This window comes from Fructobacillus pseudoficulneus (assembly GCF_900108455.1).
GTDB lineage: Bacteria > Bacillota > Bacilli > Lactobacillales > Lactobacillaceae > Fructobacillus > Fructobacillus pseudoficulneus.
This window is the reverse complement of the sequence record NZ_FNWS01000008.1, coordinates 20,256-39,211: the sequence shown is the minus strand read 5'-3', so window position 1 is coordinate 39,211 and position 18,956 is coordinate 20,256. Positions and strand designations below refer to the sequence as shown.

The following is an 18,956-nucleotide window of genomic DNA, read 5'->3' as shown; positions in this document are numbered from 1 at the left end:
GGGAGTGACTAAATTAAAATTCGCTCATCACCAGCCGATTAACGCAACATCGGTTGATTATTCACATCAAGCACTTCAAAAGGCTTGCGATCATAAATATCCATTTCATACGGTAAGTAGTAGTAATTACCATCTCGTTCAATTCTAGAACCATGGAAGAGCTTCTTATATAGGCTAGTTTGGCGGTACAACAAGACCTTAAGCGGTTGCTGGCTAGTATTATGCAAAACTAAATCAATTTTCTCACCAGCTGCAAAATGCTTTTCCAACCTGTACTCACCATCTTTAGCCTCTAACTGCTGACCATCAGCCAGTTGGACTTCTAAATGTTTTTGAGGTTCGATACCGACCTTCAAAACATCCACTGCCTGTGGTACTGGCAAAGAAAAATGCAAGTCATCAGTAACCGTCACTCGTTCGCGCAAGGCAATCCGAATTGGATATTCCATATTACCATAGGCCACGCCAGGTACATCTTTGGCAGCATCAAGAGTCAAAGTCAGCATTAATAGACTACAAATTGGTAAAACAAAGAGCGTCGTGCGATTATAGCTAATGCGCCACGGATGGTGGTTTCCATGTCCCCTGCCACTGGGCAAAAAGAGCAGGCCGAGAATGATTAAGGGATACAATAATGGCAAGAAGTACCGTGGCTCCACTTCCCAAATAAAACTATGGAAGAAAGCCAAGCCCAGACTGGCTAGACCAACAAAGTAAAGGAAACCTTGCTGAGCATCCGTAAATTCCTCCTCGTAAGTTGGACGCCAAAGGCTATAGAGGAAGTTTCCCATCACCATCAATAAAATCGTTGTCGCCAGAATTGAGAACAAGGTATTAAACAACGATTGGTGTTTGAGATACCAAGCCGGCGCATGAGCATAGCCACTCATATAACGGCCAAAGCCAAAGAGTGGCCGCCCTAACAGCATCTGCGATTTCGTGATGCCCAACTTCACCACTCCACCGACACCCAGCATTTTCAGCCGCTTTTGTATCGATTCGGTAATTAGATCTGTTCGCTTTTGCGCTTTTCGTTGCTGGTCCAGGTGCTCATCTTTTTTATCGTAGGCCCCCTGCCCGCTTGAACCCAGCGGGTTCAGGCCCATATTAATCCAATGAGTTACTGGCAAAGCAATCTTGGCCTGATCAGCCTGGCTATAGCCATAATGCTGATAAACTGGTTTGACCGCGACGGTGGCAAACCCCAATCCAAAAATCAGAGCTGCTAGCAAAATAGCAGACTGCCACAGCCCTCTAATTTTAAAGATAAAAATCAACAAAAATAGTAACAAGGCCGCCGGAATTAAAATCACCATATTGGCCTTGATAATGTAAAGCAAGGCAAAGGCCAGCATTAAAATTAAGCCATTAATCAAGACGACCGGCCGATGATGGGTCGTCAACATGACAGCGACTAAGAAAAAAATTAACGATGATAAGAACATCGTCCATGTATCCGTATAAGTCACCAAATTAGGATAAAGATACATGACCGGATAAAACAACAACACAATCGCCGTAATTGCCAAGCTGCGATAATATGAGCGAATCCGCCAACTAGTTGCTAATGAAAAAAGCGTAACCCCGGCTAAGAGGCAAAAATTAAGCAAGCGCAAACTGAGGCCAATTGACCAACCCAATGACAACCCCAGCTCCATAAATTTGCTCAACAAAATCGTAAAAAAAACGACATTGGGGTACAAATAAAAATATTCTTTACTGCCATTCAGATTCGTATGCCAGTTATAATTTCCGTGCAACAGCTCCGTTGCCTTAATTTGCACATTTAATGGATCTGAAACGTCATTAATTTGGAAGCGCAAGGCTACATATAAGAGCAAGGCTAAATTCAAGACCGTACTAACTGCCACCACTCTTTTTAAAAACCTTGGCGACTGGAGCACTTTTGTTTGAGACAGCGCGATTGAAATGATTAAAATGCTTGGAATTAGCAAAGCAATCACAATCAGATTTTCCAATTTTTGACCAACAATTTGATCAAGGATAATCAAAACCAGTAAAGCAGATAAAATCCACCGAAAGCTACGTTTAATGACCATCATGCTTCCTCAATTTTCCACCGCAAATAGCAGTTTTCTTGCCCTCATTATAACATTAGCTCCCCTTTATTTGCTTTGAGAAGCGTCGGCAACCAAGAACTCTTTAAAAGTCGAAAAAGTTTTGCTTTTACTTACATCGAAAAATCTTACTATGTTAGTATTAACATAGTTATTTCACTGAAAAAGCGCAACATTGTCAACAAAAGAAAAACATTCAGTTTGAATTAGTGAGGTTTATCATGAAAAAGAGTGAAAAAGTTCAAGCAAATGATGCTCTTTGGTGCATAGTAGATCAGCAAGAGTACGATTTAATTGATGGAAACTTTATCCATGAACTAGATCCGTATATCGTTTCTTTGATTCAAAAAGATTTTCCAAGGGCTGCCAGCAACAGCTTTATTTGTAGTGAACACCTAGTGCGTTACCGTCTGCAAAAAATGGACAAAATGATTAACGAAGATGCCCATAAAAACAAGCAGATTAACCAACGCATGACAAAATTGATGTCTAAAAACAGCTATGAAATTGTGGATGTTGAAAAGCAATTGGAAACAACACTGACATTTGGACAGAAAGTCGCCGATGGCGTAGCGCGCTTTGGAGGTTCATGGCCCTTCGTGATTTCCTTTATTGTCATCATCATTGTTTGGATTATCATTAACTCCGTTCATCTCTTTGGCCTACACTTTGATCCATTTCCATTCATCTTGCTCAACCTCTTCTTGAGTATTATCGCCGCCATTCAGGCGCCCCTCATCATGATGAGCCAAAACCGGTCTGGTACTTATGACCGAATGGAATCAAAGAATGATTACCACGTTAACTTGAAATCTGAAGAAGAAATTCGTATCCTTCATTCTAAGATTGATCACCTGATTCAACAAGATCAACCAAATAATATGCAAATTCAAAAGATGCAGATGGAGATGCTTGCCTCAATCAACAATCAGCTTAATGATTTAAAGAAGCAAGATAATACACCCAAATAGCCAATCAACACCGACTTCCTTAAAATCCGATAACTTCGCTGTTATCGGGTTTTTTACTGTTTTTTTGCACTAAAAAACCCCCAGAGCTAAGAAGGTACTCCGGGGGGAATGCAACGAGAAATTGCAGACTTACTTGTTGTAGGATTTTTTTTGTGACGGCAAATTAATTCTAACCTGGACTAACCATGTTGTCGTCACGTTTCATCAATGCATAAGATTGAGAAAATTTTGATTTAAATTTACGATTGGCCTGAACCAATGAAATACTTGGATTAGTTGAGCGGTTGCTCAACGAGACGTTCTGAGAAAACTTGTTCTTCATAGACAGTACCTCCAAGACTCTTTTTAGAACATGGCACCCATGTCCTTATCGAAGATTATACAAGCATTCTTTCAAATAGCAAGGTTTTTTTATTTTTTTAAAATTTATTCTGTCCAAAGAAAAACAGACCAATTTTAAGCAACAACTTTGGTAACAAGAACAGAAAAGACCATTTCCCTATCCCAATTTGATAAAGAAATGATCTTTTTTATTTTTTATTTTCTTGACTATGGGCAAACTAGTGAAAGTTTGCCCTGATAGTCGTCAAATTAATAGTAGAAGCTTAGGCTTTATCGCTGTCCTTATCCATTAACAAGACATAGGCAAAGAGTGAAGCAATCACAACAATGAAGAATGACACTGCCGTAAGTCCCCGCATGCCGGCAAAGAAGGCGTTTGATACCACGCTTTGAAGTTTACCAAGCAATGGCCAATGTGCAAACGAGCTTCCATAAACAAGGCTATGACCAGCAAATGGCCCTGCTTCAACAAAGACGTGCTTGATTCCTGCCACAATGTCACCAGCTGGTCCCTGTACTGACAAATGGTTGTTGAGGTGACCATCGTACTGGTTCGTTTGAGCCAAACCAAGGATAACTACCCCAAAGGAAACCCCTAACTGACGAAAGACATTAATCAAACCAGAAGTCATGCCGATTTCTTCAGGCTTGGCGCCAGCCAAACCAGCGTTATTCAACAAAGGATTGATCAACGCATTTGAAATCCCAAGCAAAACTAGTGGCAAGAGCAAATCTGTATAAGTCAACTTAGTTGTCATGGCGTTCCAGAAGACCAAGAAGCTAATGGCAGCCACAAACAATGAACCCGAAATCAACTTTCTCGTTGAAAACTTACTGCTCAAGTAACCCGTCAATGGTCCAAGAATCAATGCCCACATCGTCAATGGGATTTGGCGAATACCGGTATCAAAGGCTGAATAGCCCATGTAATTTTGCATCAATGACGTCAAGAAAACGTTATTGGCATAGATTGCTGAACCAAGGGCGAAGGCCACAATCACGGCCCCAACAAAGTTCTTATTCTTGAACAGTGTCAAATTCATCATTGGCTTATCAATCTTCAATTCGACAGTGATGAAAATGGCCAACAAGACTGCCCCGGCAACTAACCACAGCGCAATTTTAGGGTCTGACCATGACAAATGTGGATTATCTTCTTTTTGAATCAAACCGTAAACCGCTGAAAAGATTGCTGCAGCTGACAAAAGCATACCGACAAAGTCGATTTTCTGTCCTTGACCGTAGCTAGGCGTTTCAGCTACCGTGAACCAGACCAAGATAGCGGCAAAAACACCAATTGGCACGTTCACATAGAAGATGGCTGGCCAGCCGAACGCTTCAGACAAAATCCCACCAATCAAAGGACCAGCAACAGTTGACAGTCCCATCACAGAACCAAGGATTCCCATGGCAAAGCCACGTTCCTTCCCTTCAAAGATGGAAGCAACCAAGGCCATGGAAATGGTCATCAAACCACCACCACCAAAGGCTTGGATGGCCCGACCAATATTCAACACCAAGAGGTTTGAAGCCAAACCGTTCATGGCCGATGCAGCCACGAAGATAATCATGCAGGTCAAAAACATCTTTTTGCGGCCGTACATATCGGCCAACTTTGATAAGACCAAGATCACAACAGCGTAGGAAATTGTATAAGAACTAATCACCCACTGCACGTTACTAAAAGTAGTGTGAAAACTCTTGACCATGGTTGGCAAAGCGACGTTGACGATATTCACATCCAAAAGGCCCATAAAGACCCCTAATGATAAGGCCAGCAATGCCCACCAGCGCTTGACTGAGCGCTTTTCTTCACTAATATTCATTATTTATCGTTCTCCTTTAACTCAGTTAAGCAGTCCTCAATCCAAGCCAATTTTGTTTGAGCGATGTTGTCTTTCAATTGGATTGTTTTGATACCCCAATAATAAAAGTCCGCCCGGTCCGGATGATCTTTGGTTTCATCGTGATAGTGCTTCGTTAATTCAGCATAGACGTTGCGGTCTGTTAAGATTTCATTGCGGTAATTCGAGAGAATTTCCATTCGTTGTTCGTTTTCCAAATACGAAAACGACCGAAATTTGAAATGGTAGGCATTATCACGGTTAGCATCTTGGGCCACAGGTTCATTTAATAGCTCAATCAGATAATCATGGCCAGCTGGCGTGATATGAAAAATTTTGGCATTTCGAGTATCAGCATCGATACTTTCGATGTAGCCATGTTTTTCCAACCGACTCAAAACGGGATAGAGAACCCCATTTGAAATTTTACGTCTCGGTACAACGGTTGACCCTAAGACGAGCGCCAGCTTGTAGCCGGACATGTCACGGGTACTTAGTAGTGACATAATCAATAGATCGTACATCCTCACCCTCCTTGTCTCATAATTTGCTGGTTGATGGACTCGATGATAAGTCGAAATGACATGTCGAAACGACTTATCGACTAAAACTACTATACACCTGTATTTTTAAAAATCAAGTCTATTTTTGACAAATAAAAAAGATGGTCAAATGACCATCTTTTTTATTTGATTAATTAGCAAAAGCGCTTGGCCGATTAAGCTTGACTCGATTCAATAAGAGCGAGCTGATAACAACCGAGAGCGAACTAAAGGCCATCGCTAGTCCAGCCAATTCAGGACTAAGGGTCAAGCCAATCGCTGCAAATGCCCCCGCTGCCACCGGAATCCCTAAGACATTATAGATAAATGCCCAAAATAAGTTCAGTTTAATCCGATTGAAAATTTTAGCACTCAACTGAATAGCTGTTGCTACGTCCTGCAAATCATTCTTAACCAAAACGATATCACCGGATTCAATTGCTACGTCCGTTCCGGACCCCATGGCAATTCCAACGTCTGCCGTCGTCAATGCCGGCGCATCATTGATACCATCGCCAACAAAGGCAACTTCTGCCTCCTGTTGAAACTTTTGCACGTATTCTGCCTTATCATTTGGCAAAACATCCGCAATCACTTGATCAATTCCGACCTGCTTGGCCACGGCGTCCGCTACCAATTGGTTATCACCGGTCAACATCACCGTTTTCAAACCACGCTTCTTTAAACTAGCAACCGCCTGCTTTGAGCTTGGCTTTGGCGCATCTTGAATGGCAATCAAACCAATCACTTCATCACCCACACCAACCAAGACAACCGTTTTGGCTGCTTCTTGCAACTGTGTCATTGTCTCCTGCAAATCAGCACTCATTTGCCGGTCAGCTAATAATTTAGCGTTACCAATAAAGGCGGTCTGCCCGTCAATTCGTCCGGTGACGCCCTTTCCCTCAATGGCCTGAAAGTTTTCAACGCTATTGTTTTCTGCCAAGCCTAATTCCTTGGCTTTGTCCATGACGGCCACCGCCAAAGGATGTTCTGAAGCAGCTTCCAATTGGCCAGCAATCGTCATCACCTGGTCTTGGCCACCAATTATATCAGTTACAACGGGTTGACCCTGGGTAATCGTCCCCGTTTTGTCAAAAATCACCGTTTTAACATGATTAACGGCTTCCAAAACTTCCCCGTTTTTGATCAAGATTCCAGCCTTGGCGGATACTCCAGTCCCCACCATTAAAGCGGTTGGGGTTGCCAAACCAAGAGCACAAGGACAAGCGATCACAAGCACGGAAACGGCAAAGATAATTGCTGTTGAAACCGTCGCTCCCAAAAAAACGTACCAAATCATAAAAATTAGTATTGATAAAATCAAGACAATCGGCACGAAGATACTGGAAACCTTATCGGTCAAATTTTGAATTGGCGCATGACTCGTTTGGGCCTTCTTAACCAAATCAACAATCTGAGCCAACATTGTTTCGTCACCGACTTTGTCAGCCCGGAACAAAAGCGTCCCGTTTTTGTTAATTGTCGCCCCAATGACGGCATCGTCGACTGCCTTTTCAACCGGCATACTTTCACCAGTAACCATTGATTCATCAATGGTTGACTGACCCTCAACGATTGTCCCGTCGACCGCGATTTTTTGACCGGGCTTAACGCGAACGATGTCGCCAATTTGGACCTGATCAAGTGGAATCACCAGTGCCTGGCCGTCACGGATAACTTCCGCATCCTTGGCCTGCAAATCGAGCAGCTTTTCAATCGCACTAGAGGCGTTCTTGCGCATCCGTTCTTCAAAGACCTGACCCAGCAAAATAAATGTAATTACTAGGGCTGCCCCTTCAAAGAAAACGTCCTGGCCGGCCAACATAGCATAAATACTGTATAGATAAGCTGTGACAGTCCCAATGGCTACGAGCGTATCCATATTGGAATGGTGCTTTTTAAATGAGGACCACGTACTACGGACGAAAGGTGATGCTGACACCGCCATGACAACAGTTGTGAGAACAAATTCCGTCCAAGTGCCACCGGGTAAGTGAAAGCCAAAAGGCGTCAAAATCATTTGGGCGAGCATTGGCAAGGAAAAAATCAGGGCAATTGTAAATCGTTTGTTTGTTGTTAATTGCATAATTTCCTCATTACTTGATAATAATCTTTCCCTTAACCATGTTCATCCCACAAGCAAATTCAAATTCGCCGGCCTTGTCCGTTGGAATGTCAAAGCTAACCTTTTCATTTAATGGCAGCTTAGCTTGAAAACCAAAATCGTGTGATTGAACGGCATCCAAACAGCCACTTTCACTAGTACGATTAAAGGTCAAAACTGCTTCATCGCCTTGGTTAAAGGTCAAAACGTTTGGTTCGTACTTACCATCAACTGTTACTACTTGTTCGTTCTTTTCTGACATAATCTTTCTCCTTTGCTACGTTAACTTATTTGATAATGACTTTTCCTTGGAACATGTTCATGCCACAAGCCCAGGTATATTCACCAGCTTGGTCAGTGTTAATCTGTACCTTCACTTGTTCGCCCTGTGGTAATTCTTGGTTAATTCCAAAATCTGAGAATACCACATGGTCAAGACAACCAGACGGGTCCGTCCGGGTAAAATTCAAAGTCGCAGGCACACCCTTTTTCAAGACAATTTGCTCGGGTGAATACCCACCAGCGACCTCGATATCAATATCTTGTGATGACTGCCCTTGCTGGGCGCTGGCAACCTGAACCTGATGCTTGCCAAAGAACCACCAAACAATAAAGGCGATTGCCGCTAAACCGGCCACTAAGACCAACATTTTATCCATACTTTCTCCTTTTATTAACTGCTAACTTAAAAACTGAAAGCGGTGATCACCTCGTCGACAGTTTTAGTGTGCATGCATCGCGCATGCTTCATCCATATCTTCATGAAGGCAATGACAATCAACCTGCTTTGGCGCTGTTTTTGCACGATTAGCTAAGATTTCCTGCATTTTGACAATATCAGACTGACTTAATGGTTCGCTTTGAATGAGTTCAGTCAAGAGCGTCCCCTTGTAGGCATCACAAACTGATTCAAATAAGCGTTTTGCTTGATCATCTGTTGCATCATTTTCGGAAACTGCCGGCAAATAGGTAAAAACGCTCTTAGACTTATCCACCGTAATCATTCCTTTATCAGTCAACCGGCGAATTAATGTCTTAATCGTTGAACTGGACCAGTCATGAGACAACTGGGCTTCGGTGATGATTTCCCGACCGGTTGCCTGTTTCTTCGTCCAAATAATGCGCATAATCGCTTGTTCTGTGTCTGTGATGTTCATCGCTGTTATCATCCTCCAAGCATGAAAATAACGTGTTTACATTTGTAAACCACAAACAAAGTATAACTTCTGAGTTTACATTTGTAAACCCTATTGATTAAAAAATTGGAAATTTACCTAGTAGCAGCTAAAATTGCACATAAAAAACAGGATAGCCATCAGCTATCCTGCTTACTTTTAAAAATTATTTTTCTTTGGTTAGGTTAACGATGATTTTTTCCTGGTGCTTATCATCCATCAAAGCAACAATACCCTTATGAACCAAGTCATTTAACCGAATTTCACTGGTAAAAATGTCATTGACATCAATTTGGCCACTCACAACCAGGTCAATTGTTTGCTGGAATGTTTCTCGGGAATAAGCGATTGAGGTAGCAATGCGCACACCTGAATTCATCAACTGACGGACATCCAAACTGAGCGGATGAGCGACAATCGAAACAATCACAAAACTACCGCGCGGCTTAGTTGACTGAACGCCTTCATCAAAGGTCTGTTGGACGCCGGCAACTTCAAAGGATACATCCGCTCCCTCAGGTAGAATATCACGAACCGCATCACGAATATTCAGAACATGACTCGCATTAACCGTGTCCGTTGCGCCCATTTTTCTGGCGATTGCTAACCGTTCTTCAGCGAGATCAACCACCACAATTTTGGCAGCCCCAACTGCTCGAGCAACAGCAGCTAGCATTGCACCAATTGGGCCAGCACCAAAGATAACGACACTTTGACCAACCTTTAGTCCACCCTCTTTAGTCGCTTGGACAGCCACGGCTGCCGGCTCAATCACTGCTGCTTCCTTCAACGGAAAGCCCTCTGGTAGATGATAAAGATTTAATTCGGGTACCTTGGCATAGGCAGCAAAGCCACCATCAGTATTTAGGCCAATGAAACTGTAACCGTCGTAAACATCGACATCATCAGCTGACTCGTTTTTAGTAATCACCGGATTCACAGCTATGTGATCGCCCGGTTTAAAGCCAGTGACATCGGCCCCAACCTCGTCGACAATTCCTGAAAATTCATGTCCTAGAACCAAAGGAGCTTGTCGATTCGTTAGTGGGTCGGGAAAGGCAGCTGGAATCATCACTGGACCTTCCTGGTACTCATGCAAATCACTGCCACAAATACCAGCGTAAGCAACCTTGACACGGACTTCGTCAGCTTCGAGTGGCTTTAATTCAATTTTTTCAATTCTGACGTCCTTTGCGCCATGCCAGACTGCTGCCTTCATTAATTAGCTCCCAAAAAGTTTTACTTTTTAACAAGATTATTGTTTCTGATACGTCAATGTATCTATCTGATTACAGTATAAACTTAAATAATTCATTTGTCATTACTAACAGCTAATTATCTTCCTCACAAATTAGAATGCTCTTTCTTAGAAATTAATAAAAACTCTCAAAAAGACTGCCAGAATAACGTTTCTAGCCTACTTACCCGCAGGAAAATATTTTCTAATTTATAATCATCAACAGCCTGTCGCTTTTCTAAATACTGCTGGCCGTACGTCAACCAGCGCTGACAAGCAAGTTGATATTCTTTTGTTGCATAATCTTTAAAGAAGTCTGCATAAATATTTTCTGCCGAAAGGTCAGCATGGTCTGCCACCAACTGAAAAATGTAAGAATAGCTAACTAGGCACGGAAAAAGAGACACCATCATCTCTTCCGCTCTACCCCCAGCAACAATTGATTGCATGGCTGCAATGAGTTCTTTGGTGGCTGGTTTTAGATTTTCTTGATCATAATCGTCTAAATTAACACCCTGTTCTCTTAAAAATTGTTGTTGCCAAGAGTCTGCCGAATCGTTACCTGTATCTGCTAAATAGGACAGCGTACTATAATAAAAACGCAAATCCTCCATTGTCGGCGCTAACGCCATGGCCTGACCGGCGAAACGCGCATAGGCCGCTAAAAATAGCTGATCTTGAATCAAATAATTCACTAACCTGCCTTGGTCAAGGCTTCCCGCCTGTATTTCCTGAATAAAATTACTTTGATAGCTTTCCTGCCAAATGGGCTTTGCCCGTTCTACCATCGCTAAAAGCCCTTGTCGTTCCTGTGTCATCCTCTAGATCTCCTTAGAAATTGCACAAAAAAACAATGTTCATGGCAAAAAACCATTGAACATTGTTTTCCCTTCGCGAGGTTTACCAGCACAGGTTCAAAGGGTCGCCAACCGACGTCTCAGCTCAAAGAGAGCACCCCTAAACATTTGTTTCATTGTTACTAGTATTGTAGCAAAAAGTACCCTGCCCATCAATTTCTGACTTTTAAAAAATTTCTATTACGCTGAGTTACCGGCAACAGGCTAACAAGAAAATAATGGCAATCAAAAAGGATAACAATGTCCAGCTTACCGCTTTCGTCGCTATCCTTTTTTGATTATCTTTAAGCAATTTGATTTACTTTTGTACTTTCTTTGGCAAGAAGAACGCGGGCACAAACATTAGTACCGTAATCCCAATTGACCACCAAAAGGCGTGCTGATAAGCTGCAATATTCGCACCCAAAACCCGGTGGGTTGAAATGTAAGCAGCTACAACAGTCGCTACCAAAGCTGAACCAAAGGCCCCTCCAACATTTTGGAAAATTCGAGCACCAATATTAGCATGTGGAATTAAGTCTTTTTCCATCCCTAATAAAATGGTAGTCATCAATGGCATAATTACTCCACCAACGCCCAAGCCGCGGATAAAGAGCACAACACTAACAACGCCAATATTAGTTTGGGCATTAATCCAGGCAAACGGAATCGTTCCCAGCAATGCCAGTGAAAGCGCAAACCAAACGACATAACGTACGCCGGTTCGGTCCAATAGTTTCAGCAAAACTGGCCGAATTACGAGCATTCCGAAGCCTTGGGGTAATAGCCACAGACCGGTTGCTAACACGCTCAGACCCCGTCCCTGCTGAAAATACAGTGGCAAGATTAACATTGGACCGTTTGTGACCATGCCGGCCAACACCAAGTTAATCGTTGTTGCGGAATATACTGGTGCTTTGAACAGGGCCAAAGGTAAAACGGCATTTTCCTTCTTATACTAACCCCAAAAGAGATAAATAACCACTGCTAGTAAGCCAAGGCCAACATAAGTCCACGTATCTGCGTTATTGAATGTTGCCTTCTCACCAGCTTGTGACAGGCCATAAATAATGGCAGCTGAACCAAGGCCAAGCAAAGCAATGCCAATTGCATCAATCTTTGCCGCACGGTTAGTAGCTGGAATATCCGGCACTTTCCAATAGTTCAGAGCAGCTGCCAACAACATAATTGGCACGTTAATCCAAAAAATCCACTGCCAATTGCCATATTCCACAACAAATGCGCCGATCACCGGACCAAAAATTGGCCCCACAATAATTGGTAACATGACGACCATCATCAATTTTTGCAAGTATTCCCGCGGTGCAACGCTCACTAACATTGTCGTTACCAATGGAATAATCAAGCCAGCGGCAAATCCCTGCACCACTCGGTAAATAATCAGGGCATTAATATCATGACTTAAGGCAGCCCCAATTGACGATAGACCAAAGAACAGCTGGGCCACCAAGAAGACATACTTGCCATTAAAGTGCTGCGTGAGCCAGCCCGAAAATGGGACCGCGATACTGGTTGCTAAGACATAGGCAGTAATAATCCATTGAACGCTTGAAAGCGTTGTGTGTAAATCGCGACCGATATCGCTAATGGCGATATTGGTCATTGTTGTATCCAGCATTGGCGCTAACAATCCAAAGACCAAAATCAAGGACACATTCCGTGTTTGTTTGAAATTCATCTTTCTACTTCCATTTACTTATTTTGCTTCTTGAAATAGGGTACTATTTGTTTCTTATAAAGTCAATAAGAAACATTTTGTTTCTAAAATTCTTATGTTAAAATAGCGCTATGGAAAAGAAAACACAGACAAGAAAACGCGGCTTGGAGTTAGAAAAAACAATCTATGCCGTGGCACTACAACTTTTTGATGAAAAAGGTATCGAAGCCGTTACCTTCAATAATATTGCCCAACGAGCAGAAACTTCTCGCAGTGTTCTCTACCGTCGCTGGGACTCCCCTAGCAGCTTGCTAGTGGATGCTGTGCACCATTGGGCCCACGAAAATTCAGGTTATCCCGAAAACATCGATGAGCACTCCTTTCCAGATACTGGCAGCTTGCGGGGTGATTTAATTGAAAATGCACACCAAATTGCGAACCTTCACGACAAGCTCAGCCAATACTTTATTAAGTTCTCGATGTATCAAGTGGTAAACGGTGAAACAGTTGGCGACGATTTGCTCGAAAAAGCTGAAATTGGCGCTGTGCGATTGGGTACGGTAATTGCTAACCGAGCCATTCAACGTGATGAAATTCAGGTCGTTCCCGCCAAAGAAGTCCTGATGTTACTAGGCAATATTCGCCGCTACTACACCTTCCTAGACCCTCAGCAAGCACCAACCCCGGAACGACTGGTTGATAACATCATCTTGCCAGCTTGGCTCGCTCATCAAGCTAATTAAGCCGTACAGCACCGACCATATTTGCCAGTGCAAAATAAAAACCACCCCGCCGATATCAAAAGCGAGGTGGTTTTTTAATTGAATGCGAATTACCCTTCCGATTCAATCAATTGTGATCCAAGTTCGTAGTTATGTGAGTAGTCAACTGGGACATCAACAACTACTGGACCTTCTGTAGCAAAGGCTTCCGTCAAGACAGCATCCAAATCAGCTGGTGTATCAACACGCAGGCCCTTAGCGCCAAAGGCTTCGGCATACTTGACGATGTCGATGTTACCAAAGTCAACACCGGCAGCAACGCCATCGTACTTCATTTCTTCTTGGAACTTAACCATGTCATAGTGGTTGTTATCGTTCCAGACGATGTGAACAGTGTTCAAGTGCAAACGAACGGCCGTTTCCAATTCCATGGCTGAGAAGAAGAATCCTCCATCACCAGAAACTGAAACAGATTTAGCATTTGGACGAACCATGGCAGCAACCATTGCCCATGGCAAACCAACACCAAGTGTTTGCATACCATTTGACATCAAGAAGTGACGAGGTACATATGACTTAAAGTGACGCGCCATCCAAATGTAGTGTGAACCGATATCCGTTGACACGGTCATGTCATCAGTTACATGGTTTTGCAAGGCCTTCACCACGTTCAAAGGATGGTTAAGGGTTGGCACGGCTGGCGTGTAAGAAGGTTCGTCAGCGGCCTTCAAATCATCCTTCATTTCTTGTAAGATACCTTGGCTAGCAGCTGGTACTTGATAACCAGCAACCCGGTCCTTCAAGAGTGTCAATGATTGGCTCAAGTCACCAATCAATTGACGCTGTGGTACGAAGTTGTTGTCGATTTGTACAGGAGCAACATCCAAGGCAACAATATTCAAGTCGTTTTCCTTGTTCCAGTTACGTGGTTCGTATTCGATGGCATCATAACCAACCGTTACAACCAAATCAGCTTGCTTCAACAACTTGTCACCAGTTTGGTTCCGGAACAAACCAATCCGACCAAAGTATGATGATTCTTCCAATTCACGTGAAATCACACCAGCACCCTGGAATGTTTCAACAACTGGCAATGGTGTTTCCTTCAACAAAGCGTGCAATGCTTCAACCGTTGCATCATCAGAACCACGGGCTCCAACAAGCAAAACTGGCAACTTAGCGGCCTTAATTTGTTCAGCCAACCAGTCCAGGTCTGCAATCGCTGCAGCCCCTTGTTGTGGCTTGTTAACAACTGGCAATGCTTCAATTGATACTGGTGTATCATCGATATCTTGTGGCAATGAAACAAAGGCACCACCACGTTGCGTTCCATTAGCAGCAGAGAAAGCATTGGCAATGATTTCAGAGATGTTATTTGGATCTTGGATTTCAGAACTAAAGCGTGTAATTGAGTTAAACAAAGCGACCGAGTTCGTTGACTGGTGAGTCAAACGGTAAAGGTCCTTACGTGGCACTTGACCACCGATGGCAACAACTGAATCATTTTCAGCGTTAATCGTCATCATTCCTGATACAAGGTTTCCAACACCAGGACCAGAAGTCGCAACCACGACCCCAGTCTTACCTGTGATTCGTGAGAATGCCTGTGCCATAAAGGCAGCGTTTTGTTCGTGACGTGTCACGATTAGCTTTGGAACCTTTTGTCCAGCTTGTGGATGTTCCAAAGTCTCAAACAATCGGTCAATCTTGGCCCCTGGAATTCCAAAGATCAAGTCGACACCATGGTTGACTAATGAATCGGTAACAATGTCTGCACCGTATTTTTTCATTTTCAAATATCCCTCTTTTTTTATTAAAAGTATAAAAACAGTGTAGTCCTACAATATTTAAAAGTCAAATAAGTTCAAAACTTATCAAAATTTTGTTTAAATATTAAAAAAGAGCCCCTATCCAAGGGACTCCTTTTTACAAATTAGAAATATTTTAATTCAATGATAACAATGTATTAAATACCGCTTGGGGTAACTCAATGTCCGACTGGGCAGCTTGCCGCTTATTTGCACTTTGCCGGCGTAATAACGCCTGCTTTTTGGAAATACTATAAGAACTACCATTTACTGCCACATTCTTACGCAATGGTGGCACATCAACTCGGGCCACCACTCGCCCTTCAACCACTGCCTGAACAGGCATAGGATAGAGTCGCCGCGGTACGGTCATTTTCAGCTCATGAACGAGCTTTTGAGTCTGCTCTTCCACCCGAGAACGATGGATAACAAAGGACAACGCATCAACGGTTGCATAGTTAATTTGGACATCAACTTTCACCAAATCCGCCTCCTGATAGCCGATTGCTGCTGTGCTAAAGGAAGCATAGCCATGCGAAATCGACTTTAACTGATTAAAAAAATCATAAGCAATCTCAGAAAGTGGCATCTTATATACCAAGCGCACATAATCCCCTTGGTTTCCCATATCGGCAAATTCGCCCCGATAGTCATCCGCCAATTTCATCAACGCATTGACAGACTCATTTGGCGTCGTGATAGTTGCTTGGACCATGGGTTCTTCGACCGCTAGCACCTGGCTAAATTCAGGAAAGCGAGTTGGATTATTAACGATGACCGTCTCGATTTCTTTGCCTTTTTGCGCAACCTGAACTTTGTAAGACACATTTGGCGCCGTTACCACGACCTCGACACCAAATTCCGTTTCTAGCCGTTCTTTGATAATCTGCAAGTGGAAAATTCCCAAGAAGCCAGCGCGAAAACCGGGCCCCATTGCCTCCGATTGATCATCGGTCAAAACTAAGGAGGTATCATTTAGGGCTAGCTTTTGTAGTGCCTCCTGAAGCACTTTGTAATCGCCAACTGGATAGATACCAGCATAAACAACTGGTTGGCTTTTTTGGTAACCCGGTAACGGCGCTTTGGTTGGCGCTTGTTGACTTGTTAAGGTGTCGCCAACTGTCACTTGTTTTGGGTCTTTAATTCCGGTAACAACGTAACCGACTTCCCCAGCCCCAAGTCCATCTGCTGGAACACGGTCGGGACGATAAACACCGACTTCTTTGGCCAGTAGCTTTTGCCCATTGGCCATGAGCACTAATGAGTTGCCCTTTGTCAGGCTGCCATCGATTACCCGGACTTGGGCAATCACACCCTTAAAAGCATCATATTCAGAGTCAAAGACTAATGCTTTCAGTGGCGCTTTTTCGTCTCCAGTCGGCGCCGGCAATTCATGAACAATCGCCTCTAAAAGCTCAGAAATTCCTAAACCAGTCTTAGCAGAAACATGATAGATTTCCTGTGCGGCTAATGAAGGGTCGAGATCAATAATCTGTTGTTCGGTCTCCTCAATTTGGGCACTAGCCGAATCAATTTTATTTAGTACTGGCAAAATTGGCAAACCTAAGTCGTGAGCCAACCGCCAATTAGCCACCGTTTGGGCTTGGACGCCCTGCGTAGCATCGACCAGCAAAATCACCCCATCCGTTGCGGAGAGGCTCTTAGTGACTTCATAATTAAAGTCAACGTGTCCCGGTGTATCAATCAAATTTAATTGATACTCATGACCATCGTTACCTAAATAATGGTTTTGGACGGTACGCGACTTGACCGTCACGCCATGAGCCTGCTCGACCCCCATGCTGTCAAGCAATTGCGGCGCTTTTTCACGATCAGAAACCGTTTTAGTCGCTTCCATTAAGCGGTCTGATAAGGTCGACTTACCATGGTCAATGTGCGAAATAATCGCGAAATTTCGAATAAATTCTTGTTTCATGTTCAGTTACTCCATCCTAATTCAAATCCGAAATAGCGAATGGCACTGACTTTTTCAATCCCATTCTGTTCTTAGAATGCGATTCCAACTAATTGTATGGTCATTTTGGCAGACCTCCTTCTTAAAAGCTTCCTTAATTTTAACTTATTTGGCCAGTAAATAATACTCATTCATATCGTGATAACGACCATTCCGATAGGAATATTCAGGGCGAGTCACCAAAAACTGAAAGCCCGTTTTCTGAATCACGGCATTGCTACCAGCGTTATCAACATCAGCCAAAATATTAATCTGATGCAAGTCAAGCGTTGCAAATCCGTATGCACACATTGCTTTAACGGCGGCCGTCATGATTCCTTGCCGGGTATAATCGCTAGCCAACCAATAGCCCATTTCGGCACGATGGTCTATGGTATTTAGCCGGTGAAACTCAATCGTCCCAATGATTTTTCGTTCTTTTCGAATGACAAACGCCAAGGCTTTTCCTGGTTCAGCCAACTCTTTTTGTCGAACTAAATATTCCCTGGTAAAATCGACCGTTTTTGAGAGGGCCACAAAAGTTAAAAATTCGCCGATATGTGCCCGATCTCCATCAATGACTGCAAAGATTTCATCTGCCATTTCAGGTTGAACTGGAACAAGTTCCAATTGATGGCGCTCATCAAGTTGAATAACTGTCATTTTCCTCTCCTTTGATTTTTACAAAGCCTTTTCTGCTTTCTGTGGCAAAGCCTGCAGGAACACGGTCGAAATTACTAATAATCCGCCAATGAATTGCACAGCTGAAAAATCTGTTTTCAAAAAGACAACCGATAAGAACGTTGCCGTCAATGGTTCCACCGAACTGAGCATTCCGGTAACAGTAGGTTCGATATAGTTCAGACTATTAATATAGAACAAATAAGCCAGCATTGTTCCAAAAATGACGATAAAGCCCACGCTCAACGTTGATGCGGTGGTCAAGTGACCTACCTTTTTTGTTAACAAATATGGCCAAAAAGGTAAACTGCCCAGCAGCATCGCCCAACCAACCACGAGACGACCATCAAAGCGGTCAAGTAACAACCGTGGCAATAACGTATAAGAAGCTTGTCCCAATCCTGCCGCAATTCCCCAGAATAAAGCCAGAGGTGCCAGGCTTAGCCGGGTAAAGTCACCGCCGGTCACCAACAAGGCAGTCCCCAGCAAGGCAATTAGCACTGAAATACTGTCGGTACGACTTGGCCAACGATGTTGTGCCACTGTGAGGTACAAGATAATAAAAATCGGCCCTAAGAACTGTAAAACTGTTGCCGTCGGCGCATTCCCAAAACGAATCGCCATAAAATAAGACAACTGCGAGGGTAACATACCCAAAAATGCAAAAAGAATAATTAAGGTGGCCGATCGACGGTCACCCCAAATACTAAAGACCTCTTTGGCACCCTTTGTTATGCCAAACCAGAGTAGTAAAAGCAAGCCGGCAAAAAAGAGCCGAATCCCAACCAACCACAATGCCGGAATGGCACTATGACTAAAAGTGTATTCTGCAACGGTTCCTGATCCACCCCAAAAGATGCAACCAATCACCACAAAGAGAATGCCTTTTCTTGTGTTTTTAAACTGCAAAGCAACAACCTCTCCCTCAAAGTATTAATTTGATTATACACAATCGACTCGTAGTTCCGCCGGACTGAAAAT

17 protein-coding genes are annotated in these 18,956 nt (G+C 43.2%); 2 read left to right on the top strand and 15 right to left on the bottom strand.

Translation table 11 applies throughout. The features are described 5' to 3' along the window. Positions 1–38 precede the first annotated feature (38 nt). Positions 39–2,060: a glycosyltransferase family protein gene (locus BLW39_RS06420; protein ID WP_059379157.1), complete on the bottom strand. Its 2,022-nt coding sequence runs from the start codon at positions 2,058–2,060 to the stop codon at positions 39–41. 239 nt (positions 2,061–2,299) lie between these two features. Between BLW39_RS06420 and BLW39_RS06415 the strand changes: the two genes are divergently transcribed. Further along, positions 2,300–3,049 (top strand): DUF1003 domain-containing protein, encoded by a 750-nt coding sequence (locus BLW39_RS06415; RefSeq protein ID WP_059379155.1) that lies wholly within the window; start codon positions 2,300–2,302, stop codon positions 3,047–3,049. A 605-nt stretch (positions 3,050–3,654) separates the two neighbouring features. On the opposite strand, the gene BLW39_RS06410 is transcribed toward BLW39_RS06415, so the two are convergent. The 10 genes from BLW39_RS06410 to BLW39_RS07120 all read right to left on the bottom strand — a co-directional run bounded on the left by BLW39_RS06410 (position 3,655) and on the right by BLW39_RS07120 (position 12,831). Continuing rightward, entirely contained in the window at positions 3,655–5,217 is a 1,563-nt protein-coding gene (locus tag BLW39_RS06410) for a DHA2 family efflux MFS transporter permease subunit (protein ID WP_059379154.1), read from the bottom strand. Further along, a complete protein-coding gene (locus BLW39_RS06405; protein WP_059379152.1) occupies positions 5,217–5,759 on the bottom strand; it encodes a PadR family transcriptional regulator in 543 nt (180 codons plus the stop codon). Before BLW39_RS06405 ends, BLW39_RS06410 begins: the two co-directional genes overlap by 1 nt. Positions 5,760–5,928: 169 nt before the next feature. Further along, a complete protein-coding gene (locus BLW39_RS06400) occupies positions 5,929–7,866 on the bottom strand; it encodes a copper-translocating P-type ATPase (protein WP_059379150.1) in 1,938 nt (645 codons plus the stop codon). 10 nt (positions 7,867–7,876) lie between these two features. Beyond that, complete coding sequence (locus BLW39_RS06395; protein WP_059379147.1) at positions 7,877–8,146, bottom strand: cupredoxin domain-containing protein; 270 nt, start codon at positions 8,144–8,146, stop codon at positions 7,877–7,879. A 25-nt stretch (positions 8,147–8,171) separates the two neighbouring features. Beyond that, positions 8,172–8,543, bottom strand: coding sequence for a cupredoxin domain-containing protein (locus BLW39_RS06390; protein ID WP_059379145.1), 372 nt, complete (start codon positions 8,541–8,543; stop codon positions 8,172–8,174). 63 nt (positions 8,544–8,606) lie between these two features. After that, positions 8,607–9,041 carry a CopY/TcrY family copper transport repressor gene (locus tag BLW39_RS06385; protein WP_059379143.1) on the bottom strand — a complete coding sequence of 145 codons (435 nt, stop codon included), beginning with the start codon at positions 9,039–9,041 and terminating at the stop codon, positions 8,607–8,609. 184 nt (positions 9,042–9,225) lie between these two features. Continuing rightward, the gene (locus BLW39_RS06380) at positions 9,226–10,278 is read right to left on the bottom strand and encodes a 2,3-butanediol dehydrogenase (protein WP_059379142.1); all 1,053 of its coding nucleotides are present in this window, start codon (positions 10,276–10,278) and stop codon (positions 9,226–9,228) included. Between the two features lie 167 nt (positions 10,279–10,445). After that, a complete protein-coding gene (locus BLW39_RS06375) occupies positions 10,446–11,114 on the bottom strand; it encodes a thiaminase II/PqqC family protein (RefSeq protein ID WP_059379140.1) in 669 nt (222 codons plus the stop codon). 337 nt (positions 11,115–11,451) lie between these two features. After that, positions 11,452–12,063: an MFS transporter gene (locus tag BLW39_RS07125; protein ID WP_242975647.1), complete on the bottom strand. Its 612-nt coding sequence runs from the start codon at positions 12,061–12,063 to the stop codon at positions 11,452–11,454. A 27-nt stretch (positions 12,064–12,090) separates the two neighbouring features. Next, a complete protein-coding gene (locus tag BLW39_RS07120) occupies positions 12,091–12,831 on the bottom strand; it encodes an MFS transporter (protein WP_242975646.1) in 741 nt (246 codons plus the stop codon). 110 nt (positions 12,832–12,941) lie between these two features. Here BLW39_RS07120 and BLW39_RS06365 point away from each other — a divergent pair, with 110 nt between their 5' ends. Continuing rightward, a complete protein-coding gene (locus BLW39_RS06365; RefSeq protein ID WP_059379138.1) occupies positions 12,942–13,553 on the top strand; it encodes a TetR/AcrR family transcriptional regulator in 612 nt (203 codons plus the stop codon). 89 nt (positions 13,554–13,642) lie between these two features. Here the strand turns inward: BLW39_RS06365 and alsS are convergent, their stop codons facing one another. From alsS to BLW39_RS06345, 4 genes are all read right to left on the bottom strand, one after another. Then, the gene (alsS, locus tag BLW39_RS06360; protein ID WP_114666328.1) at positions 13,643–15,328 is read right to left on the bottom strand and encodes an acetolactate synthase AlsS; all 1,686 of its coding nucleotides are present in this window, start codon (positions 15,326–15,328) and stop codon (positions 13,643–13,645) included. A 148-nt stretch (positions 15,329–15,476) separates the two neighbouring features. Continuing rightward, on the bottom strand, positions 15,477–17,276 hold the full coding sequence (gene lepA / locus BLW39_RS06355) for a translation elongation factor 4 (RefSeq protein ID WP_059379135.1): 1,800 nt from the start codon (positions 17,274–17,276) through the stop codon (positions 15,477–15,479). A 144-nt stretch (positions 17,277–17,420) separates the two neighbouring features. After that, positions 17,421–17,957 carry a GNAT family N-acetyltransferase gene (locus tag BLW39_RS06350; RefSeq protein WP_059379134.1) on the bottom strand — a complete coding sequence of 179 codons (537 nt, stop codon included), beginning with the start codon at positions 17,955–17,957 and terminating at the stop codon, positions 17,421–17,423. Between the two features lie 18 nt (positions 17,958–17,975). Next, positions 17,976–18,884, bottom strand: coding sequence for a DMT family transporter (locus BLW39_RS06345; protein WP_059379133.1), 909 nt, complete (start codon positions 18,882–18,884; stop codon positions 17,976–17,978). Positions 18,885–18,956 lie beyond the last annotated feature (72 nt).

Bases quoted from the DNA above. Each gene is read 5' to 3' on its own strand.
- BLW39_RS06420 (WP_059379157.1), bottom strand. From the start codon at position 2,060: ATGGTCATTAAACGTAGCTTTCGGTGGATTTTATCTGCTTTACTGGTT.
- BLW39_RS06415 (WP_059379155.1), top strand. From the start codon at position 2,300: ATGAAAAAGAGTGAAAAAGTTCAAGCAAATGATGCTCTTTGGTGCATA.
- BLW39_RS06410 (WP_059379154.1), bottom strand. From the start codon at position 5,217: ATGAATATTAGTGAAGAAAAGCGCTCAGTCAAGCGCTGGTGGGCATTG.
- BLW39_RS06405 (WP_059379152.1), bottom strand. From the start codon at position 5,759: ATGTACGATCTATTGATTATGTCACTACTAAGTACCCGTGACATGTCC.
- BLW39_RS06400 (WP_059379150.1), bottom strand. From the start codon at position 7,866: ATGCAATTAACAACAAACAAACGATTTACAATTGCCCTGATTTTTTCC.
- BLW39_RS06395 (WP_059379147.1), bottom strand. From the start codon at position 8,146: ATGTCAGAAAAGAACGAACAAGTAGTAACAGTTGATGGTAAGTACGAA.
- BLW39_RS06390 (WP_059379145.1), bottom strand. From the start codon at position 8,543: ATGGATAAAATGTTGGTCTTAGTGGCCGGTTTAGCGGCAATCGCCTTT.
- BLW39_RS06385 (WP_059379143.1), bottom strand. From the start codon at position 9,041: ATGAACATCACAGACACAGAACAAGCGATTATGCGCATTATTTGGACG.
- BLW39_RS06380 (WP_059379142.1), bottom strand. From the start codon at position 10,278: ATGAAGGCAGCAGTCTGGCATGGCGCAAAGGACGTCAGAATTGAAAAA.
- BLW39_RS06375 (WP_059379140.1), bottom strand. From the start codon at position 11,114: ATGACACAGGAACGACAAGGGCTTTTAGCGATGGTAGAACGGGCAAAG.
- BLW39_RS07120 (WP_242975646.1), bottom strand. From the start codon at position 12,831: ATGAATTTCAAACAAACACGGAATGTGTCCTTGATTTTGGTCTTTGGA.
- BLW39_RS06365 (WP_059379138.1), top strand. From the start codon at position 12,942: ATGGAAAAGAAAACACAGACAAGAAAACGCGGCTTGGAGTTAGAAAAA.
- lepA (WP_059379135.1), bottom strand. From the start codon at position 17,276: ATGAAACAAGAATTTATTCGAAATTTCGCGATTATTTCGCACATTGAC.
- BLW39_RS06350 (WP_059379134.1), bottom strand. From the start codon at position 17,957: ATGACAGTTATTCAACTTGATGAGCGCCATCAATTGGAACTTGTTCCA.